This is a genomic window from Nocardia sp. MH4 (assembly GCF_019266065.1).
Classification (GTDB): domain Bacteria; phylum Actinomycetota; class Actinomycetes; order Mycobacteriales; family Mycobacteriaceae; genus Nocardia; species Nocardia canadensis.
Genome location: NZ_LPNR01000117.1, coordinates 40730 through 60757, shown reverse-complemented (window position 1 = coordinate 60757; position 20028 = coordinate 40730). Strand labels below are relative to the sequence as shown.

Sequence of the window (20028 nt, the reverse complement as noted above, 5' to 3'; positions counted from 1 at the left end):
GCCGTTGGTGGGCCGCTGAACTCGATGTTGACGGGTCCTTGACCACCCGGCGCCGCTTCCTGACGGGTTGCTGACGCGCAACCCGTCAGGGGACGATCAGCTGCCCAGCTTCTTGTAGAAGGCGCCCGCGATCGGAGCGGTCACGGCGCGGGGACCGTAGTTGCCCGCGACGCTCATGCCCTTGCTGATCAGGCCGGGCACGATGCGCATCTTGTTGCGGGCCAGCGCGTCGATGGACACCTTGGCGGTGTACTCGGAGGAGACCCAGAGGAAGTCGGGGACCATCTTGTCCACGATCGAGGCGTCCTCGGGGGCCGGGGTCTCGGTGCGCACCGGGCCGGGCGCCAGCAGGGTGACGTTCACGCCGGTGCCCTTGAGCTCGCCGCGCAGCGACTCGGAGAAGGTGTTGGCGAACGCCTTGGACGCGGCGTAGGTGGCGTTGTTCGGGATCGGCATATTGCCCGCGGCCGAGCCGCTGATCAGGATGCCGCCGGCCTTGCGCTCGATCATGCCCGGCAGCACGGCCAGGGTCAGATCGTGCACGGCGGTCGCGTTGAGTTCCATCTGCGCCCGCTCGTAGGCGAAGTCCAGCTCGGCGACCGGTCCGAAGGTGGCGATGCCGGCGTTGTTGCACAGGATCGCGATGTCGCGCACGGCCAGTTCGTCGACCAGGCTCGCCCGCTGCGTCCGATCGGCGAGGTCGACCGCGCGCACCTCGGCGGTGATCCCGTGCGCCAGCGTCAGCCGCTGGGCCAGCTCGGTGAGGATCTCACCGCGCCGCGCGACCAGGATCAACGAGTAACCGCGCCCGGCCAGCTCGGCGGCCAACGCGGTGCCGATTCCGGAGGACGCGCCGGTGACGACGGCACGATTGTCTGCAGTGGGGGAGGGCAAGCTCACACGGGGGAGCTTAGGGGATCGGGCTCGGCCGGGCGGCGGCCACGTCGACCGCGCGGGCGCCCGCTGGCCCTAGGCTGATCTCCGCGATGACGACCGAATCACCGAACCGCCGGGCCGATCGGGAAGCGCCCCCGCGAGTCACCGAGCCGCCGCGCGCCCGCTCTGCCGACCAAGCCCGACCGACCAGGGCGTGCCTGTCGTGACCGGACCGCGGGTGTTCGGGATGGGCGACGCGCCGACCGCCGCGCCGACCTGGCCGCCGCTGACCGAGGACGAGGTCAGCCGGGCGGTCGCCGCGACCTGGGGCGGACCCGAGCCCGCCGGGATCGAGTGGCGCAGTGCGCGTCCGCTGTCGTCGACGGTGGGCGTGCGGTTGCGTGACGGTGCGCGGGTCGTCGTGAAGCGCCTGCCGCTGAACCTTCGTGACCTGGCCGCGCTGGCCGAGGAACATCGATTCATGGCGCACTTGCGGGCCGGGGGCATTCCGGTGCCCGACGTCCGGGCAACCCTGGGCGTCCGGTCCGTCGGTGTGCGAGCGGCCGAATCTGCGCCCGATCCCCACCCGGACGACATCGCGCCCGGAGCCGGTGGACGACCACGGGAAAGGCAGGCCCGGCCCGCTGCCGAATCGCGCGTGGCCGCATCGGTGCGCCGCGGGCCCGGCTTCGTCTACGAAGTCCACCGGGCCGGAGTGGGGGAGGACCGGTATCGCGCCGACTTCTCCTGGACCCCGTACCGCGCGCCCGGCGATGCGACGGCCGCCGGCGCGATGCTCGCCCGAATGCACCTGGCCGCAGCGGGTTTCGACGCCCCCGCCCGACCGGCGCGCCCGCTCGTGGCGAGTCTCCACGGCGAAGACGTCGTGCGCGCCGTCGAATGGCATATCGCCCGCCGCCCCGCGGTCGCGCGGTTCCTCGCCGACCGTGACTGGCGCGCCGAAATACCGGATCTGCGAGTCGATCTCGCCGGGGTGCGCCCGCTGTGGACGCACGGCGACTGGCACGCCACCAACTTGCTCTGGGACGGCGACGAGGTGACCTCGGTGTTCGACTTCGGCCTCGCCGATCGCACCACCGCCGTCTTCGACCTCGCCACCGCGATCGAACGCGCTGCGGTGGACTGGGTTTCGCTGCGCGACGGTGGAGCGGCCCACGTTCGTGCGGACCAGGTGCGCGCGCTGATCGACGGCTATCGCTCCGAGCGTCCGCTCGCGCCCGCCGAACAAGCCGTGCTCGCCGAGCTCCTCCCGGTGGTCCACCTCGGCTACGAGCTCTCCGAGATCGACTACTTCCTCACGGTCGCCGATGAACCGCGCAATGCCGAGATCGCCTACCAGGATTGGTTGCTCGGCCATCTGTCCTGGTTCCGGACAGCCGCCGGACGGGATCTCTGTGCTCTGGTTCGTGACCTGGCGGCCGGGTAGCCGATCGTCCCCGCCGGGCGAGGGCGCCACGGCGTCGTCCGGGCCCGCGCAGAGCACCGCCCCGCCCACCGGATGCGAGTTCGGTGGACGGGGCGGTGCGACGATCGTCCCTCGCGTCGGACGACCGGGTCGGGGGATTACAGGCGCGCCGCCAGGCGGGTGCCCTGGGCGATGGCCCGCTTGGCGTCGAGCTCGGCGGCCAGTTCGGCGCCGCCGATCAGGTGCAGGTCGACACCCGCCGCGCGCAGCGGCTCTTCCAGCTCGCGCACCGATTCCTGACCGGCGCAGACGATCACGTTGTCGACCGCGAGCACCCGCGGCTTCTCGTGCTTCTCACCGAAGCTGATGTGCAGGCCCTGATCGTCGATACGCTCGTAGTTCACGCCGCCGAGCTGCTCGACGCCCTTGGCCTTGAGCGCCGCACGGTGCACCCAGCCGGAGGTCTTGCCGAGGTCCTTGCCGAACGGGGTCGACTTGCGCTGCAACAGCACCACGTCGCGGGCGGCGGGGGAGGGCTTGGGTTGCTTGAGCTGACCGCGGACCTGCTCGTCCTCGGAGTCCACACCCCACTCCTCCTTCCACTCGTCGAGCTTGAGCGTGGGATGCCCTTCGACGGTGAGGAATTCGCTCACGTCGTAGCCGATGCCGCCCGCGCCGATCACCGCGACCTTCTTGCCGACCGGCTTCGCCTCCTTCACCAGCTCGGCGTAGGACAGCACCATCGGGTGATCGATGCCGGGGATGTCGGGGATGCGCGGGCGCACGCCCGTGGCCAGCACCACCGAGTCGTACTCGCCCGCGATCAGCTCGTCGGCGGTGACCCGCTTCTGCAGGTGCAGGGTGACGCCGGTGAGCTCGATCTTGCGGCGGAAGTAGCGGATCGACTCGTCGAACTCCTCCTTGCCGGGGATGCGGCGGGCGATGTCGAACTGGCCGCCGATCTTGTCGTCGGCCTCGAACAGGTCGACGTGATGGCCGCGCTCGGCCAGGCTCACCGCGGCCGAGAGCCCGGCCGGACCGGCGCCGACCACCGCGAACCGCTTGGCGCGCCGGGTCGGCAGCAGCTGCAGCGTGGTCTCGTTGCCGGCACGCGGGTTGACCAGGCACGACACCTTCTTGTTGCCGAAGGCGTGGTCGAGGCAGGCCTGGTTGCAGGCGATGCAGGTGTTGATCTCGTCGGCGCGGTCGCCCTGGGCCTTGTTGGCCCATTCGGCATCGGCCAGCAGCGGCCGGGCCAGCGAGATCAGCGCCGCGTCGCCGCGGGTGAGGATCTCCTCGGCGATCTCGGGCATGTTGATCCGGTTCGACGCGCAGACCGGGATGTTCACCCGGCGGGCGACCTTGGCGGTGAACTCCACGAACGCCGCGCGCGGCACCGAGGTGACGATGGTGGGCACCCGCGCCTCGTGCCAGCCGATGTCGGTGTTGAGGATATCGACGCCCGCGGCCTCCAATTCCTGTGCCAGGGCGATGATCTCGTCGAAGGTCTGGCCCTTCTCCACCAGCTCGGCCATCGACAGCCGGAACACGATGATGAAGTCGCGGCCGACGGCGGCGCGGATGCGCTTGGCGATCTCCACCGGCAGCCTGCGCCGGTTCTCGGCGGTGCCGCCCCACTTGTCGGTGCGCTTGTTCACCCGCGGTGCGAGGAACTGGTTGATGAAATAGCCCTCACCGCCCATGATCTCGCAGCCGTCGTAGCCGGCGAACTTGGCCAGTTCGGCGCAGCGGGCGTAGTCGTCGATGGTGTTCTCGATGCCCTTGGCCGAGAGCGCGCGCGGCTTGAACGGGTTGATCGCCGACTTCACCGCCGAGGCCGACACGCTGGTCGGCATGTAGGAATAGCGACCCGCGTGCAGGATCTGGATGGCGATCTTGCCGCCCTCGGCATGCACCGCCTTGGTGATCCGGCGGTGGCGGTAGGCCTCGGACTTGGTGGTCAGCTTGCCGCCGAACGGCGCGAGCCAGCCGGTGCGGTTGGGGGCGTAGCCGCCGGTGATGATCAGGCCGACACCGCCGCGGGCGCGCTCGGCGAAGTAGGCGGCCAGCTTGTTGGTGTCCCAGGCCCGGTCCTCCAGGCCGGTGTGCATGGAGCCCATGACCACCCGATTGCGCAGGGTGGTGTGGCCGAGGTCGAGTGGCTCGAACAGGTGGGGATAGGCGGTCATGGAAGGTCGTCACCTTTTCGGGGTCGCAGGGCCTGCAGTACTTCGTCGCACCATTCGACGTAGCCGGACTCCGCGCGGATGCCCGCGCGCAGCACCAGATACTGGTGCAGAGCGGTGCCGGAGAGCTGGTCCGGCGCCGGGAAGAATTTCTTTTCGCTGAGGCGGTACTCGTCGAGTCGCTGCGCGTGCTGGGCGCGGTGGCGGGCCACCTCGCCCAGCACGGCGTCGATGTCGCCGTGCGCGGCGCCGCGGATCTTCACACCGAGTTCGTCGTGGGACGGGCTGTACTCGGTGGGTTCGGCGATCCAGCGGGCGAGTTCGGTGTGGCCCGCGGGGGCGACCGAATACACCTTCTTGTCGGGTTTTCCCTGCTGAGCGACCGATTCCACGGTCACCCAGCCGGAATCCTCCATACGCTTGAGCACCCGGTAGATCTGCTGGTGGGTAGCGCTCCAGAAGTAGCCGATCGACTTGTCGAATCGGCGGGCGAGCTCGTAGCCCGAGCCGGCCCGTTCGCTGAGCGAGACCAGCAGCGCGTGCTCCAGTGCCATGCGACGAGGGTATCCGGAACGCTCGGTACTATGCAACCAGGTTCATATGAAATGACGGCGTGCCGAAACGCCGATGTGCCCTGCCGGGAGTCGCGATCCCCATTACGCTTCGGCCATGACCGAGGTGAACGCGGCCGAGACCGTCGGCGAGGCGGCCGGACGCGGGCAGGTAGTGGCGTGGGGATTGTGGGACTGGGGGTCCTCGGCGTTCCAGGCCGTCACGCTGACCTTCGTGTTCTCGGTGTATCTCACCGACAAGGTCGGCGACGACCTGCCCGGCGACACCCCGGCCAGTGCCTGGCTGGGCTGGGCGCTCGCGGCGGCGGGGCTGGTCGTCGCGCTGACGGCGCCGGTCTGCGGGCAGTACTTCGACGCGGTCGGCTCACGCAAGCGGGCCCTGGCGACCCTCACGGCGCTCACCGTCGGCGCGATGTCGCTGATGTTCTTCGTTCACGACGACTATCACGATCTGTGGCTCGGACTGGCGCTGCTGGCCTTCGCCTCGGCCGTGTTCGAGCTGGCCGGCGTGCCCTACAACGCCATGATGCGGCAGGTCTCGACCCCGGCGACGGTCGGGCGGGTGTCCGGATTCGGTTGGGCGATGGGCTATTTCGGCGGCATCGTGCTGCTGCTGATCTGCTACGTGGGCTTCCTGGCCGGCGACGGCGACACCCGCGGCGTGCTCGGGATGCCCACCGATCAGGGCCTCAACGTGCGCCTGGCCATCGTGCTGGCGGCGGTCTGGTTCACCGTCTTCGCGCTGCCGGTGCTGTTCGCGGTGCCCGAACTGCCGCGCACCACCGCCGACCCCGGCGCGGCGCGGGCCGGGGTCCTCGGTTCCTACCGGGTGCTGTGGCGTGATGTGCGCGAACTGTGGGCCCAGGACCGGCACACGGTGTGGTTCCTGCTCGCCAGCGCCGTCTTCCGGGACGGGCTCGCCGGAGTGTTCACCTTCGGCGCGGTGCTCGCGGTGCAGGTGTACGGCTTCGCCGACGCCGACGTGCTGCTGTTCGGCATCGCCGCCAATGTCGTTGCGGGTGCCGCGGCGATCGCGGCGGGCCGGTTCGACGACTCGCTCGGGCCCAAGCGGGTCATCGTGGCCTCGCTGATCGGCATGCTCGCGTGCGGACTGGTGCTGCTGGTGGTCTCGGGTCCGCTGATGTTCTGGATCTTCGGGCTCGCGCTCACCGTGTTCGTCGGGCCCGCGCAGGCTTCGGCGCGTTCGTTCCTGGCGCGCCTGGCGCCGCCGGGGCGTGAGGGTCAGATGTTCGGGCTGTACACCACGACCGGGCGGGCGGTCTCGTTCCTCGCGCCGGCGCTGTTCGGGGTGTTCGTCTCGGTGTTCCACAGCGACCGGGCCGGGATCGCCGGCCTGCTCGTCGTCCTGGCGGCCGGCCTGCTCGTGTTGCTGCCGGTGCGCGCGCCCGCGTCCGCGGTGGCCGCAACCTAGTGGTTGTTCACCAGATCGGGGCGGCCCCCGTTGTGTGTACGCCCGTACTCTGAAATTCCGGCTGTGCGGCATGTGGGGTGTGTTACACCATGGACCGCATGCGGCCACAGCACCGGAAACATCCCTCAGTCAGCGGGTTTGGGAACCCAGCCGCCGATGCCCAGCGCGATCAGGCGCATCTGCATGACGGTGCGCTCGACCACCGCCGACTCCTCGCGCGGTGTCGCCGCGACATAGGCGGCGATGCCGTCGGTGACCGTGGTGACCAATAGGTCCGCCGCGATCTCGAGCTCGGTGGTGCTCCAGTTGTCCAGCGCGCGCAGCCGGGACAGATCGGCCACGATCTCGCGCACGATCAGCTGCATCTCCATCGCGATGGCCTGGCGCAGCGGGGCAGGCCCGCCGTGGCGTTCGCGGATGAGGAAGCCGAACAGGGCGCGCTTGGCCCCCACCTGCTCGAACACGAACCGCACGGTGTCGGCCAGGTGTGCGTCCGGCTTGCGTCTGACCTCGCGCAATGCCAGGCGCAGCGCCGTCACGCCCTCGTCGACCAGCGTGGCGCCGAGATCGTCGAGCGAGGCGAAATGGCGATAGAACGCGGTCGGCACGATGCCGGCCGAGCGGGCGATCTCCCGCAGGCTCAATGCCGCGAATCCGCGGTCGGCGGCCAGCGTCAGGGTGCCTTCGAGGAGGGCCGCACGGGTGTGCGCCTTGCGCTCGTTGCGGGTTCCTGCCTGCTCAGTCACATCGGTGAGCATACATCCGTTCACCATAGTCGCTTCCCTGGATATGTTGCCCGCCTCACATCTTTGCCGGTTGACAGCGGGCTGGGTCCATCCGGCACACTAGTGAGTGTACAGGCGTGCACTGAAATGTGAATCGCATGCCGAAGGACTTCCGCAGAGGGGTAAGACGCATGGTGGGACTGATCGACCTGGTGCAGACGTTGACGACGCCGCATCCGCTGGACCGGTACCTGGAGCTCGTCTCTCCCGCGCTCACCGCACGGGAACTGCGCGCCGAGATCACCCACGTCTCGCGTGCGGTGCCGGGCTCGGTGACGCTCACCCTGCGCGCCTCCCGGCAGTGGCGTGGCCACAGCGCCGGTCAGTACGTGCAGATCGGCGTCTCGATCAACGGCGTGCGGCACACCCGCTGCTACTCGCCGATCGATCCGGAGAGCCGCGGCGACCGCTTCCTCCAGCTGACGGTGAAGGCGCACCCGGGCGGGCTGGTCTCGAACTACCTGCACGACCACGCCGAGCCCGGCATGGTCGTCGACCTGGCGCCCGCCGCCGGCGTCTTCGCCCTGCCCGAGCGGCGCCCGGACCGGGTGCTGCTGGTCAGCGGCGGCAGCGGCATCACCCCGGTGCTGTCGATGTTGCGTACGCTCGATGCGGAGGGCTTCACCGGTGAAGTCACCTTCCTGCACTACGCGCGTCAGCCCGAGATGGTGCCGCACCGGGCCGAGCTGACCGCGATCGCCAACCGCCGTCCCAACTTCCGGGTCGAGTACCGCTACCCGGTCGAGCCCGGCACCGTCATCGATGGGGAAACCTCCACCGGCAGTGGGTTCTTCGACTACGACGAGCTCGAGCGCGTCGCGCCCTGGTTCGCCGACGCGCAGACCTTCGTCTGTGGTCCGCCGCCGCTGATGCGGGCCGTGCAGACGATCTTCGAGGCCGAGGGTCTCGCCGATCGGGTGCACAGCGAGGAGTTCACCCTCACCACCGTCCCGGCCGACCCGGCCGAGGCCACCGGCACCATCACCTTCTCCGGCAGCGACGTCGCTGCCGACAACACCGGAGCATCGCTGCTCGAGCAGGCCGAATCGGCCGGACTGACCCCGGAATACGGCTGCCGCATGGGGATCTGCTTCTCCTGCACCGCCACCAAGGTCTCCGGTTGCACCCGCAACCTGCGCACCGGCGAGCTCGACGCCGATCCCGACAAGCAGATCCAGATCTGCGTGAACACGGCCGTCGGCGACGTCGACATCGCCCTCTAGATCACCGAGAAATCAACCAAGGGGAGATACAGCCATGACGATCCTCACCGAAGGCAAAGACGGCCCGGTCATCCTGACCCCGGAGCAGGTCGAGGAGCTCGGCCAGGCGCTCGACGACCTGCGCGCCCGCGTCGAAGCCGATCTCGGCGAACGCGACCGCGACTACATCTACAAGATCATCAAGACCCAGCGCGGCTTCGAGATCGCCGGCCGCGGGCTGATGTACCTGGGCTTCCTGCCGCCGTTCTGGCTGGCGGGCGTGGCGGCGCTCGGTGTGTCGAAGATCCTCGACAACATGGAGATCGGCCACAACGTCATGCACGGTCAGTACGACTGGATGCGTGAGCGCGGCATCAACTCCCGCGAATTCGACTGGGACACGGTCTGCCCGGCCGACCAGTGGAAGCACTCGCACAACTACATGCACCACACCTACACCAACGTCCACGACATGGACCGCGACATCGGGTACGGCATCCTGCGCATCGACGAGGGTCAGAAGTGGAACCCCTACTACCTGGGCAACCCGATCTACGCCTTCCTGCTGATGGTGCTGTTCGAGTGGGGCGTGATGGTGCACGACCTCGAGGCCGACAACATCATCAAGGGCAAGCGCAAGTGGTCCGACCTCAAGCCGCTGCTCAAGGGGCAGGGCAAGAAGGCGAGCAAGCAGGTCCTCAAGGACTATGTGGTCTTCCCCGCGCTGACCGGCCCGCTGTTCCTGCACACCCTGGCCGGCAACGCCGCGGCCAACCTGGTGCGCAACCTGTGGACCTTCTCGATCATCTTCTGCGGTCACTTCCCGGCGGGCGTGCAGACCTTCACCAAGGAGGAGACCGAGGTCGAGACCCGCGGTGAATGGTACGTCCGGCAGATGCTCGGCTCGGCCAATATCAAGGGCTCCAAGCTGTTCCACATCATGTCGGGCAACCTGTCGCACCAGATCGAGCACCACCTGTTCCCGGACATCCCGGCCAACCGGTACCCGGAAATGGCGCCCGAGGTGAAGGCGCTGGCCGAGAAGTACGGCCTGCCCTACAACACCGGCCGCTTCTCCAAGCAGATCGGCTCGGTCTGGGCCAAGATCTTCCTGCTGGCGTTGCCGGATCGCTTGGTCAAGAGGACGCCGACGCCCGGTGTTATCGTTGTGCGTAATCGGAAGGCAACCGAAGTGGGCGTGTAAATGGTCGGCAAATTCGAAAGCAACAAAGATCTTGTCCAGGAATTGACGTCCTCCGGTGCCCGGCATGTCGGCAATATCGCCACGCTGATCACCGGGGCGGTCGCCGAGGTCGCGCGCGAGATCGGTGAGTTCATCACCGACGCGATCGAGATGAACGAGGCCGCCGCGGCGGCCCGCCGCGACGCCGAGCAGCGACTCGACGCCGAGCGGGCCTACCCGGAGTTCGTCGAGGCCGACGTGACCACCGACGGCGGCGTCACCGAACCCGTCGAGGTCGAGGTCACCGAGCCGGTTCCCGGCGACAAAGCCTGATCGTCACCACACCGGCAACCGCCTGCGGTGTTCGGTGACATCGGTGATCAGATCCCGGTAGCCGTCGGTCAATTCGGCCAGCCGGCACCAGTGCAGATGGGTGCGCGCCTCCCACTGCCGCTGGGTCGTCTTCTCAATCGGATCGCCGCCCAGCGCCCGCTGGGCGGCGATCCATTTCGCTGCCATCCGGTCGATCACCGCGCCGAGGGTCTCGGTGTGCAGCGAGGCGCCCGCCCGGTGCGCCACATTGGCCGCGACCCAGTCGTCGATGCGGGCGATGAGGGTGGCGCGGTCGCCGTCGATCTGATCGATCAATTTGCCGCAGGCCGCGATCCGGCCGCTGGTGGCCTCCGGCGCGCGAGCCGCCTCGATCGCCTGGTGTCTGCGGTCGTGGCAGCGAGCCAGCCGAGTGGCCGCGTCGAGGACGCGGTGCCGCATCGGGTCGGAGCCGGGGGGTTCCAGGAAGGCCCGCAACAGCGCCGAGGGTGGCGGGAATTGCGTGGCATCCACACGATGACCGGGATCGAACGGCATGGTGCACGCCCCTGAATACGCTGAATTCATGCTTGGATACGCCAGAGCCGGGGAGGATTCGGGGGAGGTGCACTCCCCGGCACCGGCGTAGCCCCGCCCGGGCGTCGACGAATATCCGCGACGCTGCGGCGAGGAAGACGACCCGGGGAAAATCGGGACAACACCAGGAAAGCGCGATTCGGCGCGACCGCGCAATAGTATGGTGTACAAATCGCCTGGTCTGCGGAAATTGTTATGCACCGTTACGGCGGGGTCACCACGCGACTTCTCCTGTGTTACTCATCCGCACATTTCCGGCAATCGGATCGGCGGTACCCGCCGCGGACGGCGCCGCATGCACTAACCTCGATAAATGTGCCGGCCTATGTGTCCTCACCCGAACTGACCTTCGGGTTCCTGTTCGCGCTGGAAGACCCGCAGCGAATCGCCGACGTCGTGCGCGACCTCATGGAGCGCCGCGCCGTCTCGGTGTTCCGGCTCGCGCGCCTGTCCGACGACGACGGCCCACCCGAGCGCTACGTGGTGAACTGGGCTGCGATACCGCAGATCTCGATCACCACCAGCGCGCCCGAGCCCGACGATCTCCTGGCGCAGCGGATCATGCTGGTCAACGCCTTCCTCGGGGAGAACGGCGAGGTCAGCCTGTACTCCGGCACGCCGAACGCGCCGAGCTGACTCAGCGCGCCGACTCGTAGATCCGGCGGACCACGTCCTCGATGCCCGGCTCCTCGATCGATAAGTCGCGCACCTGCGCCCGGTCCGACACCGCGGCCAGTAAAGCCGCCGCCGTGGTGTGCTCGGCGTCGAAGGCCAGCCGCTGGCGCATGCCGCCCGCCTCGCTGGACAGCAGCTGGGCGCCGCACGGCAGATCGTCGAGATCCGGCGTGGGCGCGGCCAAGTCGACCACCAGCACCCGGCGCGCGCCGACGGTGGCGCCGAGCCCGGCCAGTGAACCGTCGTACACCAGCCTGCCGTGATCGACCACCAGGACGCGGTCGCAGAGCCGCTCGATATCGCCCATGTCGTGCGTGGTGAGCAGCAGCGTGGTGCCGCGTTCGATCCGCTCGGCTCGCAGGAACTCGCGTAGTCGCTGCTTGGACAGCACGTCCAGGCCGATCGTCGGCTCGTCCAGGATCACCAGTTCCGGCGAATGCAGCAGCGCGGCGGCCACTTCCGCGCGCATGCGCTGGCCGAGCGAGAGCTGGCGCACCGGCGTGTCGAGGGTGTCGGCCATCTCGAGCTGCTCGACCAGTTCGTGGGTGCGCTTGTCGGCGATGTCGGGATCGAGGCGATGGATGGCCGCCAGGATCGAGAACGACTCGTGCAGCGGCAGATCCCACCACAGCTGCGAGCGCTGCCCGAACACGACGCCGATCCGCGCGGCCAGTTCCCTGCGCTGGCGCACCGGTTCCAGGCCGCAGGTGCGCACGCTGCCGGTGGTCGGTACGAGGATGCCGGTGAGCATCTTGATCGTCGTCGACTTGCCCGCGCCGTTGGCGCCGATGTAGCCGACCGCGGAACCGCGTTCGATCCGGAAGCTCATCCGGTCGACCGCGGTGATGGTGTCCCGGTGTCTGCGCCAGCGGCTGCCGTTCTTGCGGTAGACCGTGAACTGCCGGGTGAGGTCGTCGATGTCGATGATCGGCTCCGCAGAGCTGTGCTCGTCCATCGTTATCCCCCTCCTCCCTGATAGTGCCTCGTTCCGATCCGCCACGCTGCGAAGGCCAGTAACCACACCCATGCCGCCGCCACCGGTGTCAACCAGGCCGACCACGCGGGCAACAGCGGCGGTCCGGGGAGACCCAGCAGCGCTATCGTCGGCACGTAGGCGGTGAACGCGACGGGAATCGCGAACCCGAACAACAGCTTCAGCGGCGCGGGGAACACCGAAGCGGGCTGCATCGCGGCGAAGGATCCGCCGTAGGTGAAGCTGTTGGTGAGCTCGGCACCGTCGATCAGGAAGAACTGTAGTCCCGCTGCGCATACGAAAAGGCCACAGAACAGGGCAATTCCACTGATCAGGGTGATCACGATCAAGGTAACCGGGGCGATGCCCCAGTCGATTTCGTTGCGCCACAACCCCACCCCGAGCACGATCACCGCAACTGCGGCGCGTGCGAGCCTGCGCAGTGAGATGTCGCTGGTGATCAATTGCAGCAGCAGCGGTTGCGGGCGCAGGTGATAGGCGTCCAGAGTGCCCATCCTGATCATCGCGGGCAGCGAGTCCAGATGCCCGACCAGCACCTGGGCCAGCGCGAACGAGGTGTTGGACAGCCCGAACAGCAGCAGCGCCGCGTTGGTGTCCAGGCCGCCGAGCGTGCCGACGTTGTGGAAGATGACCCACACCTCGGCGAACTCGACCAGGCCGATCAGGAAGGCGCTGAACACCTCGGTGGCGAACGAGAGCCGGTACACCTGCTGTGCTTTCACACGCGAACGCAATACTGCGAGATAGGGGGTGAACCAGGTCCCGGCCACGATGCGCGCGGAATCCGGTTCAGCCACCCTGTACCTCCAACCTGCGTTGTCCCGCACGCAGCAACACCCTGCCGAGCAGTCCGATCACCAGCACCCAGAAGCCTTGCGCCGCAACGGTGAGCAAGGCGTCCATCCCGGCGACCCGCCCGGACAGCGTATCGATCGGTGACTGGAGGATGGAGGGAAACGGGGTAGCCAGCGCGATTGTCCGCAACCAGTCGGGAAACATGTGGACCGGGACGAAGAGCCCGGCCAGGAAAGTGCCGACGATCTGATACAGCACCCGGATGCCGCGGATCTCCACCACCCAGAAACCGATCAGCGCGACCGCGAACAGACACAGGAACGACAGCGCCACCGCCAGTAGCACGCTGATCAGGCCGAGCAGGTAGGCCACCGGCGTCGTCGGCATCGACAGCCCGAAGGTCGCGGCGCCGATGGCGATGCTCGGCACCCCGCGCGGCAGGAACGTGCAGGCGGCCCGGCCCATGTCGGTGGCCAGATAGCTCAGCTGGACGTCGACCGGGCGCAGGAAATCGATCGCGACGTCACCGGACTTGATCCGGTCCACCAGGTCGATCGGTGGTCCCATGAACTGCGTCGCGCCGAGCAGGGCCTGTGACAGCCACACGTAGGCGCCGATGGTGCCCTCGTCGTAGCCGCCGAAATCGCCCGCCGCGCGGACGGCGGCCACCATCACCGCCGCCCGGACGAAACCGAACACGCAGTTGGTGAACAGCCCGGCGAACATCGCCAGCTTGTATTGGGCCTGACGCTTGAACCCGGCCCGCGCCAGCTTCCAATACACCCCGAACGTGCTCGGCGTGCGGCGACGGAACACGCAACGGCGCATCGCGAGGGCAACTCGGCCGTCCCCCTCCGCATCGCCCCGCACAATCAGTCAACTCTAGGCGGCCCCACCGTGATCCGGACGAAAACGCCCGCGATCGTCACTGCTCAGCGCAGTGGCACCCCGACGTCGCTGCCGCCCTCGGGGGTGAGCCGCGTGTTCACCTTCACCAGCGCGGGCGCCGGGACGAAACCGCCCGCGAACAGGGCCTCGCCCTGGCGGAACCACGGGGAGCGGTCGAGCAGGGCCGACGGCGCGTAGCCGAAGTAGGTGCCGAGCTCGGCGAGGTCGACCGGGGAAGTCATCTTCATCAGCGCGAGATTGTCGCACTGGGAGATGATGCCGGGGTGGACCTTCGACGGACGCTGCGTCGACAACAGCAGCCACAGCCCGAATTTACGTCCCTCGGCGGCGATCTGGATCAGTCGCTCGCGCACCGCGATCGCGATCGGTGAATCCTGGCGGGGCGAGGCCAGATTGTGCGCCTCGTCGATGACGAGCAGGATCGGGCGCCGCTCTTCGCGGCGCGCCCACAGGTCGTCGAGCAGGGCCAGCGCGACCACGAGTTGCTGTGCGGCGGTGGAGAATCCGCCCAGGTCGAGGACGGTCGCGTCGGGCCGTTCGTCGACGACCTCGGTGACCGCGCGGTCGGCGCGGGCCCACACCTCCCACTCGTGCAGCCCCAGGTTCTCGATGCGCATCGCCAGCCGCCGCTGAGCCGTCGATGCCGACTTGCGCAGGGTGGGCAGGGTGACATCGAGTTCGGCGGCGGCGAGCTCGTCGGCGAGGTGGATCAGCTCGTTGAATTCCTCGCGGTCGGCGATCGGATCGATCCGCAGGATCGCGGCCTTGGAACTCAGCGGCAGCGCGGTGAACCGAGCCCGCAGCGGCTGCGCGGAATGCGGGCGCAGCACCCGGATGTCGCGTTCGCGCAACGCGTCCGCGGTGGGGCCGGTGGCGCCGGGGGAGACCTCGCCGAGCCGGACGAAATCGGAATTGGGGTCGAAGATCACCACCGGCAACGCGGTGTGCGCGATGACCTGCTCGAGCACGACCCCGAGCGCGTAGGTCTTGCCGGATCCGCTCTGCCCGCACCAGAAGGTGTGCCGGTTGAATCGCTTGGGCAGCAGCCGGGCCGGACCGCCCGGCGGGGTGAGGTTCACCCCGACATCGAGCAGCGCGCCGGTCGTGTCGTGCAGTGTCTGGACGGTCTCGGCGTCGACCAGTTCGACCGTGCCGTCGGTGAACGCGTAGCCCGCGCGCACGTCGATGCCGTCGTCGTTGAGCTCGCCGATCAGCCGGCCACGCAGCCGAACCGGGGTCGTCTCCGACCGCTCCTCGACGAGGACGAGCTGTCGGCGCTCGGCCGCGACGATCACGGCCAGCGAACCGGCGACCAGCGCGCTGTCGGTGGCGTCGGCGACTACGAACGAGCGGCCGTCGTCGGACCGCGCACTGGGCTGGCTACTGTTCGGCACCCAGCCATCTTCTCACCACATTCCACGAACGAGGCCGGATAGCTAAGGGACGGCTATCCCGTCGAGTCAGTGCTCCGGGAAGCCGGTGGCGAACAGGATCGCAATGATCACGGAGCTGACCACGGAAATGGCGAGAATGATCCACATGAGGGGGAAGGGTACCCGTACCCGGGCGTGTCGCTGTCATCGCACCGGCGTGGGCGAGGTACCGAGGCCGTCTCGATGCCGGTCCGCCGGTGCGCCCGCTGAATCGCTGCATGGTTGCTGATGTCCGACTCGGCAACTGTTCGGTGTCGATTTCGTTGTGCGTCCGAGCAGCGGTATACCGTGCAGTGTCCGGTTCATATGCAGGTGTGGGCAGAGGAGCGGAAGGGGCTGGCTGTGGCGTTGGTCGGGAGATCATGGGGTTCGCTGGGAGGAAGCCGCCGCGCCGTACGGGTGCGGACGCGGCGGCCGCTGCGGGTGGTCGAGCTGGTCACCGGCGCGTTGCTGCTCAGCGCCGCCGCGGGGGGAATGGCCGGGCCGGTGGCGGCGGCGGTGCTGATCTATCGCAGCGGTGCGGGGCGCGAGGGCACGGCCGTGACGGTGTCGCTCGGGCTGGCGATCGGCGCGGTGGTGGTGACCCTCGCCGCCGCGATGGCGCTGTTCGCGCGGGCATGGCGGCGCGTCCATCTGCGCAGGCCCGCGTCGGCCTCGGCCGCTGCCGACCGGTGGTTCCCCGTTCCCACGGTCGAGCGGATGCGGTTGCCCGCGCCCGGCGTCGCCGTCGGCGGCGCGCGCTGATCGTGCCCGTCGGCCCCGGTGACCGGGCGGTCGGCTGTTCGCCCTGTTGAGGGCATTGGCACCGCCGCGTCGTCGGCGGACACTGGAGGAATGGTTGACAGGGAGCAGCGCACGCCGTTCTACGGGGTGGTGATGATTCTCGCGGCGCTCGGTGCGTCGATGGCGGTCAGTTACTACGGTCCGACGTGGATACGCGTCACGGTCTACGTCCTCACGGCGATCATCGTCGTGGTTGGCGGCGTCATGACGTTCCGGGACTACTCGCACTGAGACCGCGTGCGGACTGGTCGCCCCGGTGGCTCAGGGGCGGCCCACCGGCACGTGGACAGCTCAGTGCTCGCAGTCGTTGTGGGCGGGCGGGCTGTAGGTGACGGCGCCGCACGCCAGGCAGGTGTGGACCCGGTGATGGCCGCCGATCCGTCGGCACGGCATCGCGACGACCAGCGCGCGCCCGGCCCCGAGCCGGTGCCCGTTCGGGCAGAAGCGCGGCGACGGTTCGGTCCATACGCCGGCACGCAGATAGGGCCGGATGGATTCGCACATACGTTCGATTATCCACATCGAGAGCGTCGGCGCGACCGTGGCGGGTGCCCGCGTTCACGCGTTCGGCGACGCGTCGATCTGCTCACGCAGAATATCGCCGTGACCCGCGTGCCGGGCGAACTCCTGGATCATCGCCAATAGCGTCCACCGCATGCTCACCTCGCCCTCGCGAGGATTCACCTTCGTGTCGTCGAGGTCGAAGCGGGATGCGATCTCCCGTGACCGCCCGCTCGCCCGCTCGAACTCGGCGATGACCTCGGCCAGCGACTCGTCCTCACCCACCGTGAAGGTGCCCTCGTCACGGCGCGAGTATCCGTCGCAGTCGGCTTCGTCCAGTCCCGCCCAGAACCGCTGGAACCAGATCCGCTCGGCCGCGGCCGCGTGCTTGATCAACGAGATAGGCGTCGTCAGCGAGGTCACGAGTCGCCGGCGGGCATCGGCCTCGGACAGACCGCGCGCGGTCGCGATGAGCGCGGCGCGATTGCGGTCGAGCAGGTCCTCGATGATCGCGCGCTCGGTACCGGCGGTAATTCCGTTGGTGCTCATGAGATTTCGCTCCCTTCGGGGTGGGTATTCGGGATCCGCGTCGGTCGTGAAGAGCGCGCGGTGGCACGACGAACGTTGTGGGGGATCGGCTGAACAGCCGGAATGGGGAAGAAAGAAAGGATGGTGATCCGCTGGACGCGGGAATCCCTGCCCGGCGCGGATGGCGCCCTGGGCCATGTGCGGCCCTGACCTGGAATACATGCAGGTCAGGGCCGATCTGCGCCCCCGGCAGGACACACAAAACATGGGCAACCGGAAAACGCCTGGTCATCATGGATTCCTATTCGATCTGACGATCGCGGTCTGCCGGAGCGGATAGGTCTGTGGCCCTATCTTCGACGTGCTTACAGCGAGCGCGGCGAAGATGGGAACACGGGCGCCCCGGGGTTCTGCTCGGGCCAACTGGTGGTCCAAACGCTGGCCGCCGACGAACTGACCGGCCCACGCGGCGCAGGATATCGGCGCACGCTCGAACTGTCGCCGGTCGGGCGTGGTGGGACCCCGGACTAGGTCGGGGCGCTCGGTGCCTTCCTGATGGTCCCCGAGCTGGCGCTGTACGGAGCCCGGCGGCCTATGCGGTGGAGCTACTTGCCAAGTGCAGCGAAATGCCTCAAAGTGCTTGGACGGCATACATCCCCGAGGTCGCTATGGCTACCCCGCCCAAGGCGAAGCGCAGTCCGCGTTCTGGTAGCCGTGGTTGCAGGTGCGCACCGAGATATCCGCCGACCAGCCCACCGGCTCCGCAGCTCAGTCCGATCGCCCAGGCCGGGGCGATATCGGTACCACCGGTCGCGATGGCGATACCAAGGTAGGTTGCCGCACCCACGATCGAGGTCACCAGCGTTGAGGTCAACGCGGCCGGGGCGACTTCGGCCAGTGGAACACCTCGACCGGCCAGGATCGGACTCAGCAACGATCCGCCGCCGATGCCGTAGATCCCGCCCACGACACCGACCAGCAGCGCGGCCTTGGTGATGAATCGGTTTGACGGCCGGGGCCTGCCGATCACGGTTCGGTTGGCGGTCCGCAGACACAACCACACCCCGAGCGGCAACAGCAGTGCCGCCGCGATCAACTTGAATATCCCCGCACTGGGAACCAGGAACACACGCACGAGCGCACCGACGACGACACCCGGCAGGGTGCCTACCAACAGGATTCGAGTCAGCGGGCTGTGTAGCGGACCTCGTCGGCTGTAGCGCCACAGCGCACCCGGGATCGAGATCACGTTGAACAGCAAGTTGGTCGGAGTCACCGCCGGGCTGGGCACCCCCAGCAGGCTGATCTGTACCGGTAGCAGGAACACCGCGCCCGATACCCCGACCGGAGCGGTCAGCATCGCGACGACCAGCCCTGCCACGAACCCCGTCACCAGCACATTCACCCACGAAACTATCCCAGTTCCGGGGTGGGGCCGAACCCATTACCCTCTGGGTGCGCCGAACACGGTTACGTCAGCAGACTGCACGGTATTCGGCAGAGGCGGACGTTCGTGACCGCGTGACGGGCGGCAGCAGCGTCCGTTTCCGGACCTCCTGTGCGGTCTTGCAGCCGCGCAGAATCGGCAAACTCGGGGGAATGACGACTTGGTCGAGCGCGATCCTTTCGGCCTGACCAAAAATGGTCGAGGAAGGCAGTTCGAGCTTGCACGAGTGTTGTTTCATACGCGGCTGCGACACCGGATCTCCTGTGGGTGATGTTGGCCTGAAGGCCAGTCCAAGCAGGAGCCCACGCCGGGCACCGACAGCGGCTGTGAAAGCACCCCGGCCCGAAGAGGCCGGGGCGCTTTCAAATGGTGTGCGACAACTATGCCCCCAAGACACCAGTGGTCCGGCAATCGCTCGCCGGGCATCCCCGTTTTCAACCGTGCACTTCACCCCGACCTGGTCGTCGTGGCTCAACCAGGTCGAGCGTTGGTTCGGCCTCCTGGCCCAGCAACTGTTGCACCGCAGCGTCCACAAAAGCGTTGCGGCAGAAGAAAGACGTCCGCTGGGTGGACTAATGGGACATCAAACCCCCGCCCGTTCGTCTGGCGTAAGACTGCCGACGAGATCCTCGACTCCTCACAAGATATCTGCAACGGATTTCAGACGCGGAACACTAGCGCTCGCGTAGCCGGATGATGGTGTGGGCAATGTCGTCCACCATGCGGTCGAACATTTCATCGGGGCCGGTGCGTGAAACGTCCATGGCTTCGCGCAGATGCGGCACGTCGAGGTCGGGGAACTGATCGAGCCAGGACCGCGGTATCGGAGAGTCGTCGACAACATTCTGGCCGATGTCATGGCGGTAATCGATGAGTAGGGCGAAGGCGTACAGCCGCAAGGTCAGGTCGCGGTGCACGAACAGCGCGTCGGGCATGTTCAGGCCGAGGTCGGTCAGGAACCCGAGGAAGGCGTCGGGCGCGGTGAGGCGCCTCGGATGCGGGCGCACGTCGCCGACTTGCTCGTCGAGAGAGAACAGCAGCGCACGCGGGTGCGCACGGTTCGTTTCGCGTCGCAGGCGGCAGTACTCGGCAAAGCTTGCACGCCAATCGTTCGGATCGAGATCGGGTTCAGGCCATTTCGCCATCCAGAGCTCGACCGCCCGGTCGACGACATCCTGCCGATCGCGGACATGGCGATATAGCGCACGCACGGTCACCTCGAGATGTTCGGCGAGGACTTGCATCGTCACCGCGCGGAACCCGTTGCGCCCGGCCAGCTCGAGCATGGCCGCGGCGATCAGGTCGGCGTTGAGCGTCGGCCGCCCGCTTCGGGTGACCGGACTTCGGCGCTGACGCCCTGGTGAAAGCTGGTCCGGCATTCCTGCACGATAACCC

21 protein-coding genes are annotated in these 20028 nt (G+C 68.1%); 8 read left to right on the top strand and 13 right to left on the bottom strand.

Annotation, left to right across the window (positions count from 1 at the left end; all coding sequences use genetic code 11):
• Window positions 1-96: 96 nt before the first annotated feature.
• Window positions 97-900: a mycolate reductase gene (gene cmrA, locus ATM97_RS26215; RefSeq protein WP_218720856.1), complete on the bottom strand. Its 804-nt coding sequence runs from the start codon at window positions 898-900 to the stop codon at window positions 97-99.
• Between the two features lie 199 nt (window positions 901-1099).
• On the opposite strand from cmrA, the gene ATM97_RS26210 reads away from it, so the two are divergent.
• Window positions 1100-2323 (top strand): phosphotransferase, encoded by a 1224-nt coding sequence (locus tag ATM97_RS26210; protein WP_218720855.1) that lies wholly within the window; start codon window positions 1100-1102, stop codon window positions 2321-2323.
• Between the two features lie 137 nt (window positions 2324-2460).
• Here the strand turns inward: ATM97_RS26210 and ATM97_RS26205 are convergent, their stop codons facing one another.
• Together ATM97_RS26205 and ATM97_RS26200 are read right to left on the bottom strand one after the other, a co-directional pair.
• The gene (locus tag ATM97_RS26205; RefSeq protein WP_218720854.1) at window positions 2461-4491 is read right to left on the bottom strand and encodes an NADPH-dependent 2,4-dienoyl-CoA reductase; all 2031 of its coding nucleotides are present in this window, start codon (window positions 4489-4491) and stop codon (window positions 2461-2463) included.
• Window positions 4488-5042, bottom strand: coding sequence for a PadR family transcriptional regulator (locus tag ATM97_RS26200; RefSeq protein ID WP_218720853.1), 555 nt, complete (start codon window positions 5040-5042; stop codon window positions 4488-4490). Before ATM97_RS26200 ends, ATM97_RS26205 begins: the two co-directional genes overlap by 4 nt.
• Before the next feature lie 115 nt (window positions 5043-5157).
• On the opposite strand from ATM97_RS26200, the gene ATM97_RS26195 reads away from it, so the two are divergent.
• Window positions 5158-6492 (top strand): MFS transporter, encoded by a 1335-nt coding sequence (locus ATM97_RS26195; RefSeq protein ID WP_218720852.1) that lies wholly within the window; start codon window positions 5158-5160, stop codon window positions 6490-6492.
• Between the two features lie 125 nt (window positions 6493-6617).
• Here ATM97_RS26195 and ATM97_RS26190 read toward each other — a convergent pair whose 3' ends face one another.
• Window positions 6618-7265, bottom strand: coding sequence for a TetR family transcriptional regulator (locus ATM97_RS26190; protein WP_218720851.1), 648 nt, complete (start codon window positions 7263-7265; stop codon window positions 6618-6620).
• Between the two features lie 143 nt (window positions 7266-7408).
• On the opposite strand from ATM97_RS26190, the gene ATM97_RS26185 reads away from it, so the two are divergent.
• Genes ATM97_RS26185 through ATM97_RS34580 form a run of 3 tightly spaced genes read left to right on the top strand, consistent with a single transcriptional unit; the run spans window position 7409 to window position 9995 of the window.
• Window positions 7409-8500 (top strand): ferredoxin reductase, encoded by a 1092-nt coding sequence (locus ATM97_RS26185; protein WP_218720850.1) that lies wholly within the window; start codon window positions 7409-7411, stop codon window positions 8498-8500.
• 34 nt (window positions 8501-8534) lie between these two features.
• Entirely contained in the window at window positions 8535-9683 is a 1149-nt protein-coding gene (locus tag ATM97_RS26180; RefSeq protein ID WP_218720849.1) for an acyl-CoA desaturase, read from the top strand.
• Between the two features lie 42 nt (window positions 9684-9725).
• The gene (locus ATM97_RS34580) at window positions 9726-9995 is read left to right on the top strand and encodes a hypothetical protein (protein ID WP_374104903.1); all 270 of its coding nucleotides are present in this window, start codon (window positions 9726-9728) and stop codon (window positions 9993-9995) included.
• A 3-nt stretch (window positions 9996-9998) separates the two neighbouring features.
• Here the strand turns inward: ATM97_RS34580 and ATM97_RS26170 are convergent, their stop codons facing one another.
• A complete protein-coding gene (locus ATM97_RS26170; RefSeq protein WP_308248620.1) occupies window positions 9999-10505 on the bottom strand; it encodes a DUF4254 domain-containing protein in 507 nt (168 codons plus the stop codon).
• Between the two features lie 390 nt (window positions 10506-10895).
• On the opposite strand from ATM97_RS26170, the gene ATM97_RS26165 reads away from it, so the two are divergent.
• Window positions 10896-11204, top strand: a complete 309-nt coding sequence (locus ATM97_RS26165) for a hypothetical protein (RefSeq protein WP_308248619.1) — start codon at window positions 10896-10898, stop codon at window positions 11202-11204.
• A 1-nt stretch (window position 11205) separates the two neighbouring features.
• Here the strand turns inward: ATM97_RS26165 and ATM97_RS26160 are convergent, their stop codons facing one another.
• The 4 genes from ATM97_RS26160 to ATM97_RS26145 all read right to left on the bottom strand — a co-directional run bounded on the left by ATM97_RS26160 (window position 11206) and on the right by ATM97_RS26145 (window position 15335).
• Window positions 11206-12198 (bottom strand): ATP-binding cassette domain-containing protein, encoded by a 993-nt coding sequence (locus ATM97_RS26160; protein WP_218720846.1) that lies wholly within the window; start codon window positions 12196-12198, stop codon window positions 11206-11208.
• Window positions 12199-12200: 2 nt separating this feature from the next.
• Window positions 12201-13034, bottom strand: a complete 834-nt coding sequence (locus tag ATM97_RS26155) for an ABC transporter permease (protein ID WP_218720845.1) — start codon at window positions 13032-13034, stop codon at window positions 12201-12203.
• A complete protein-coding gene (locus ATM97_RS26150; RefSeq protein WP_218720844.1) occupies window positions 13027-13815 on the bottom strand; it encodes an ABC-2 family transporter protein in 789 nt (262 codons plus the stop codon). The genes ATM97_RS26155 and ATM97_RS26150 overlap by 8 nt, the downstream gene beginning before the upstream one ends.
• Window positions 13816-13964: 149 nt before the next feature.
• On the bottom strand, window positions 13965-15335 hold the full coding sequence (locus ATM97_RS26145; protein WP_218720843.1) for an ATP-binding protein: 1371 nt from the start codon (window positions 15333-15335) through the stop codon (window positions 13965-13967).
• Window positions 15336-15773: 438 nt separating this feature from the next.
• Between ATM97_RS26145 and ATM97_RS26140 the strand changes: the two genes are divergently transcribed.
• Together ATM97_RS26140 and ATM97_RS26135 are read left to right on the top strand one after the other, a co-directional pair.
• Window positions 15774-16118, top strand: coding sequence for a hypothetical protein (locus ATM97_RS26140; protein ID WP_218720842.1), 345 nt, complete (start codon window positions 15774-15776; stop codon window positions 16116-16118).
• Between the two features lie 90 nt (window positions 16119-16208).
• Entirely contained in the window at window positions 16209-16388 is a 180-nt protein-coding gene (locus ATM97_RS26135; RefSeq protein WP_218720841.1) for a hypothetical protein, read from the top strand.
• A gap of 60 nt (window positions 16389-16448) precedes the next feature.
• Here the strand turns inward: ATM97_RS26135 and ATM97_RS26130 are convergent, their stop codons facing one another.
• The 4 genes from ATM97_RS26130 to ATM97_RS26110 form a co-directional block, all read right to left on the bottom strand.
• Window positions 16449-16661 carry a hypothetical protein gene (locus ATM97_RS26130; protein ID WP_218720840.1) on the bottom strand — a complete coding sequence of 71 codons (213 nt, stop codon included), beginning with the start codon at window positions 16659-16661 and terminating at the stop codon, window positions 16449-16451.
• 54 nt (window positions 16662-16715) lie between these two features.
• The gene (locus ATM97_RS26125; protein WP_218720839.1) at window positions 16716-17207 is read right to left on the bottom strand and encodes a DinB family protein; all 492 of its coding nucleotides are present in this window, start codon (window positions 17205-17207) and stop codon (window positions 16716-16718) included.
• 610 nt (window positions 17208-17817) lie between these two features.
• Window positions 17818-18591: a sulfite exporter TauE/SafE family protein gene (locus ATM97_RS26120; protein WP_218720838.1), complete on the bottom strand. Its 774-nt coding sequence runs from the start codon at window positions 18589-18591 to the stop codon at window positions 17818-17820.
• 716 nt (window positions 18592-19307) lie between these two features.
• Complete coding sequence (locus ATM97_RS26110) at window positions 19308-20012, bottom strand: TetR/AcrR family transcriptional regulator (protein WP_218720836.1); 705 nt, start codon at window positions 20010-20012, stop codon at window positions 19308-19310.
• Window positions 20013-20028 lie beyond the last annotated feature (16 nt).

Excerpts from the sequence above, each read along its gene's own strand:
- ATM97_RS26205 (WP_218720854.1), bottom strand. The coding sequence starts at position 4,491 with ATGACCGCCTATCCCCACCTGTTCGAGCCACTCGACCTCGGCCACACC.
- ATM97_RS26200 (WP_218720853.1), bottom strand. The coding sequence starts at position 5,042 with ATGGCACTGGAGCACGCGCTGCTGGTCTCGCTCAGCGAACGGGCCGGC.
- ATM97_RS26195 (WP_218720852.1), top strand. The coding sequence starts at position 5,158 with ATGACCGAGGTGAACGCGGCCGAGACCGTCGGCGAGGCGGCCGGACGC.
- ATM97_RS26190 (WP_218720851.1), bottom strand. The coding sequence starts at position 7,265 with ATGGTGAACGGATGTATGCTCACCGATGTGACTGAGCAGGCAGGAACC.
- ATM97_RS26185 (WP_218720850.1), top strand. The coding sequence starts at position 7,409 with ATGGTGGGACTGATCGACCTGGTGCAGACGTTGACGACGCCGCATCCG.
- ATM97_RS26180 (WP_218720849.1), top strand. The coding sequence starts at position 8,535 with ATGACGATCCTCACCGAAGGCAAAGACGGCCCGGTCATCCTGACCCCG.
- ATM97_RS26160 (WP_218720846.1), bottom strand. The coding sequence starts at position 12,198 with ATGGACGAGCACAGCTCTGCGGAGCCGATCATCGACATCGACGACCTC.
- ATM97_RS26135 (WP_218720841.1), top strand. The coding sequence starts at position 16,209 with ATGGTTGACAGGGAGCAGCGCACGCCGTTCTACGGGGTGGTGATGATT.
- ATM97_RS26130 (WP_218720840.1), bottom strand. The coding sequence starts at position 16,661 with ATGTGCGAATCCATCCGGCCCTATCTGCGTGCCGGCGTATGGACCGAA.
- ATM97_RS26125 (WP_218720839.1), bottom strand. The coding sequence starts at position 17,207 with ATGAGCACCAACGGAATTACCGCCGGTACCGAGCGCGCGATCATCGAG.
- ATM97_RS26110 (WP_218720836.1), bottom strand. The coding sequence starts at position 20,012 with ATGCCGGACCAGCTTTCACCAGGGCGTCAGCGCCGAAGTCCGGTCACC.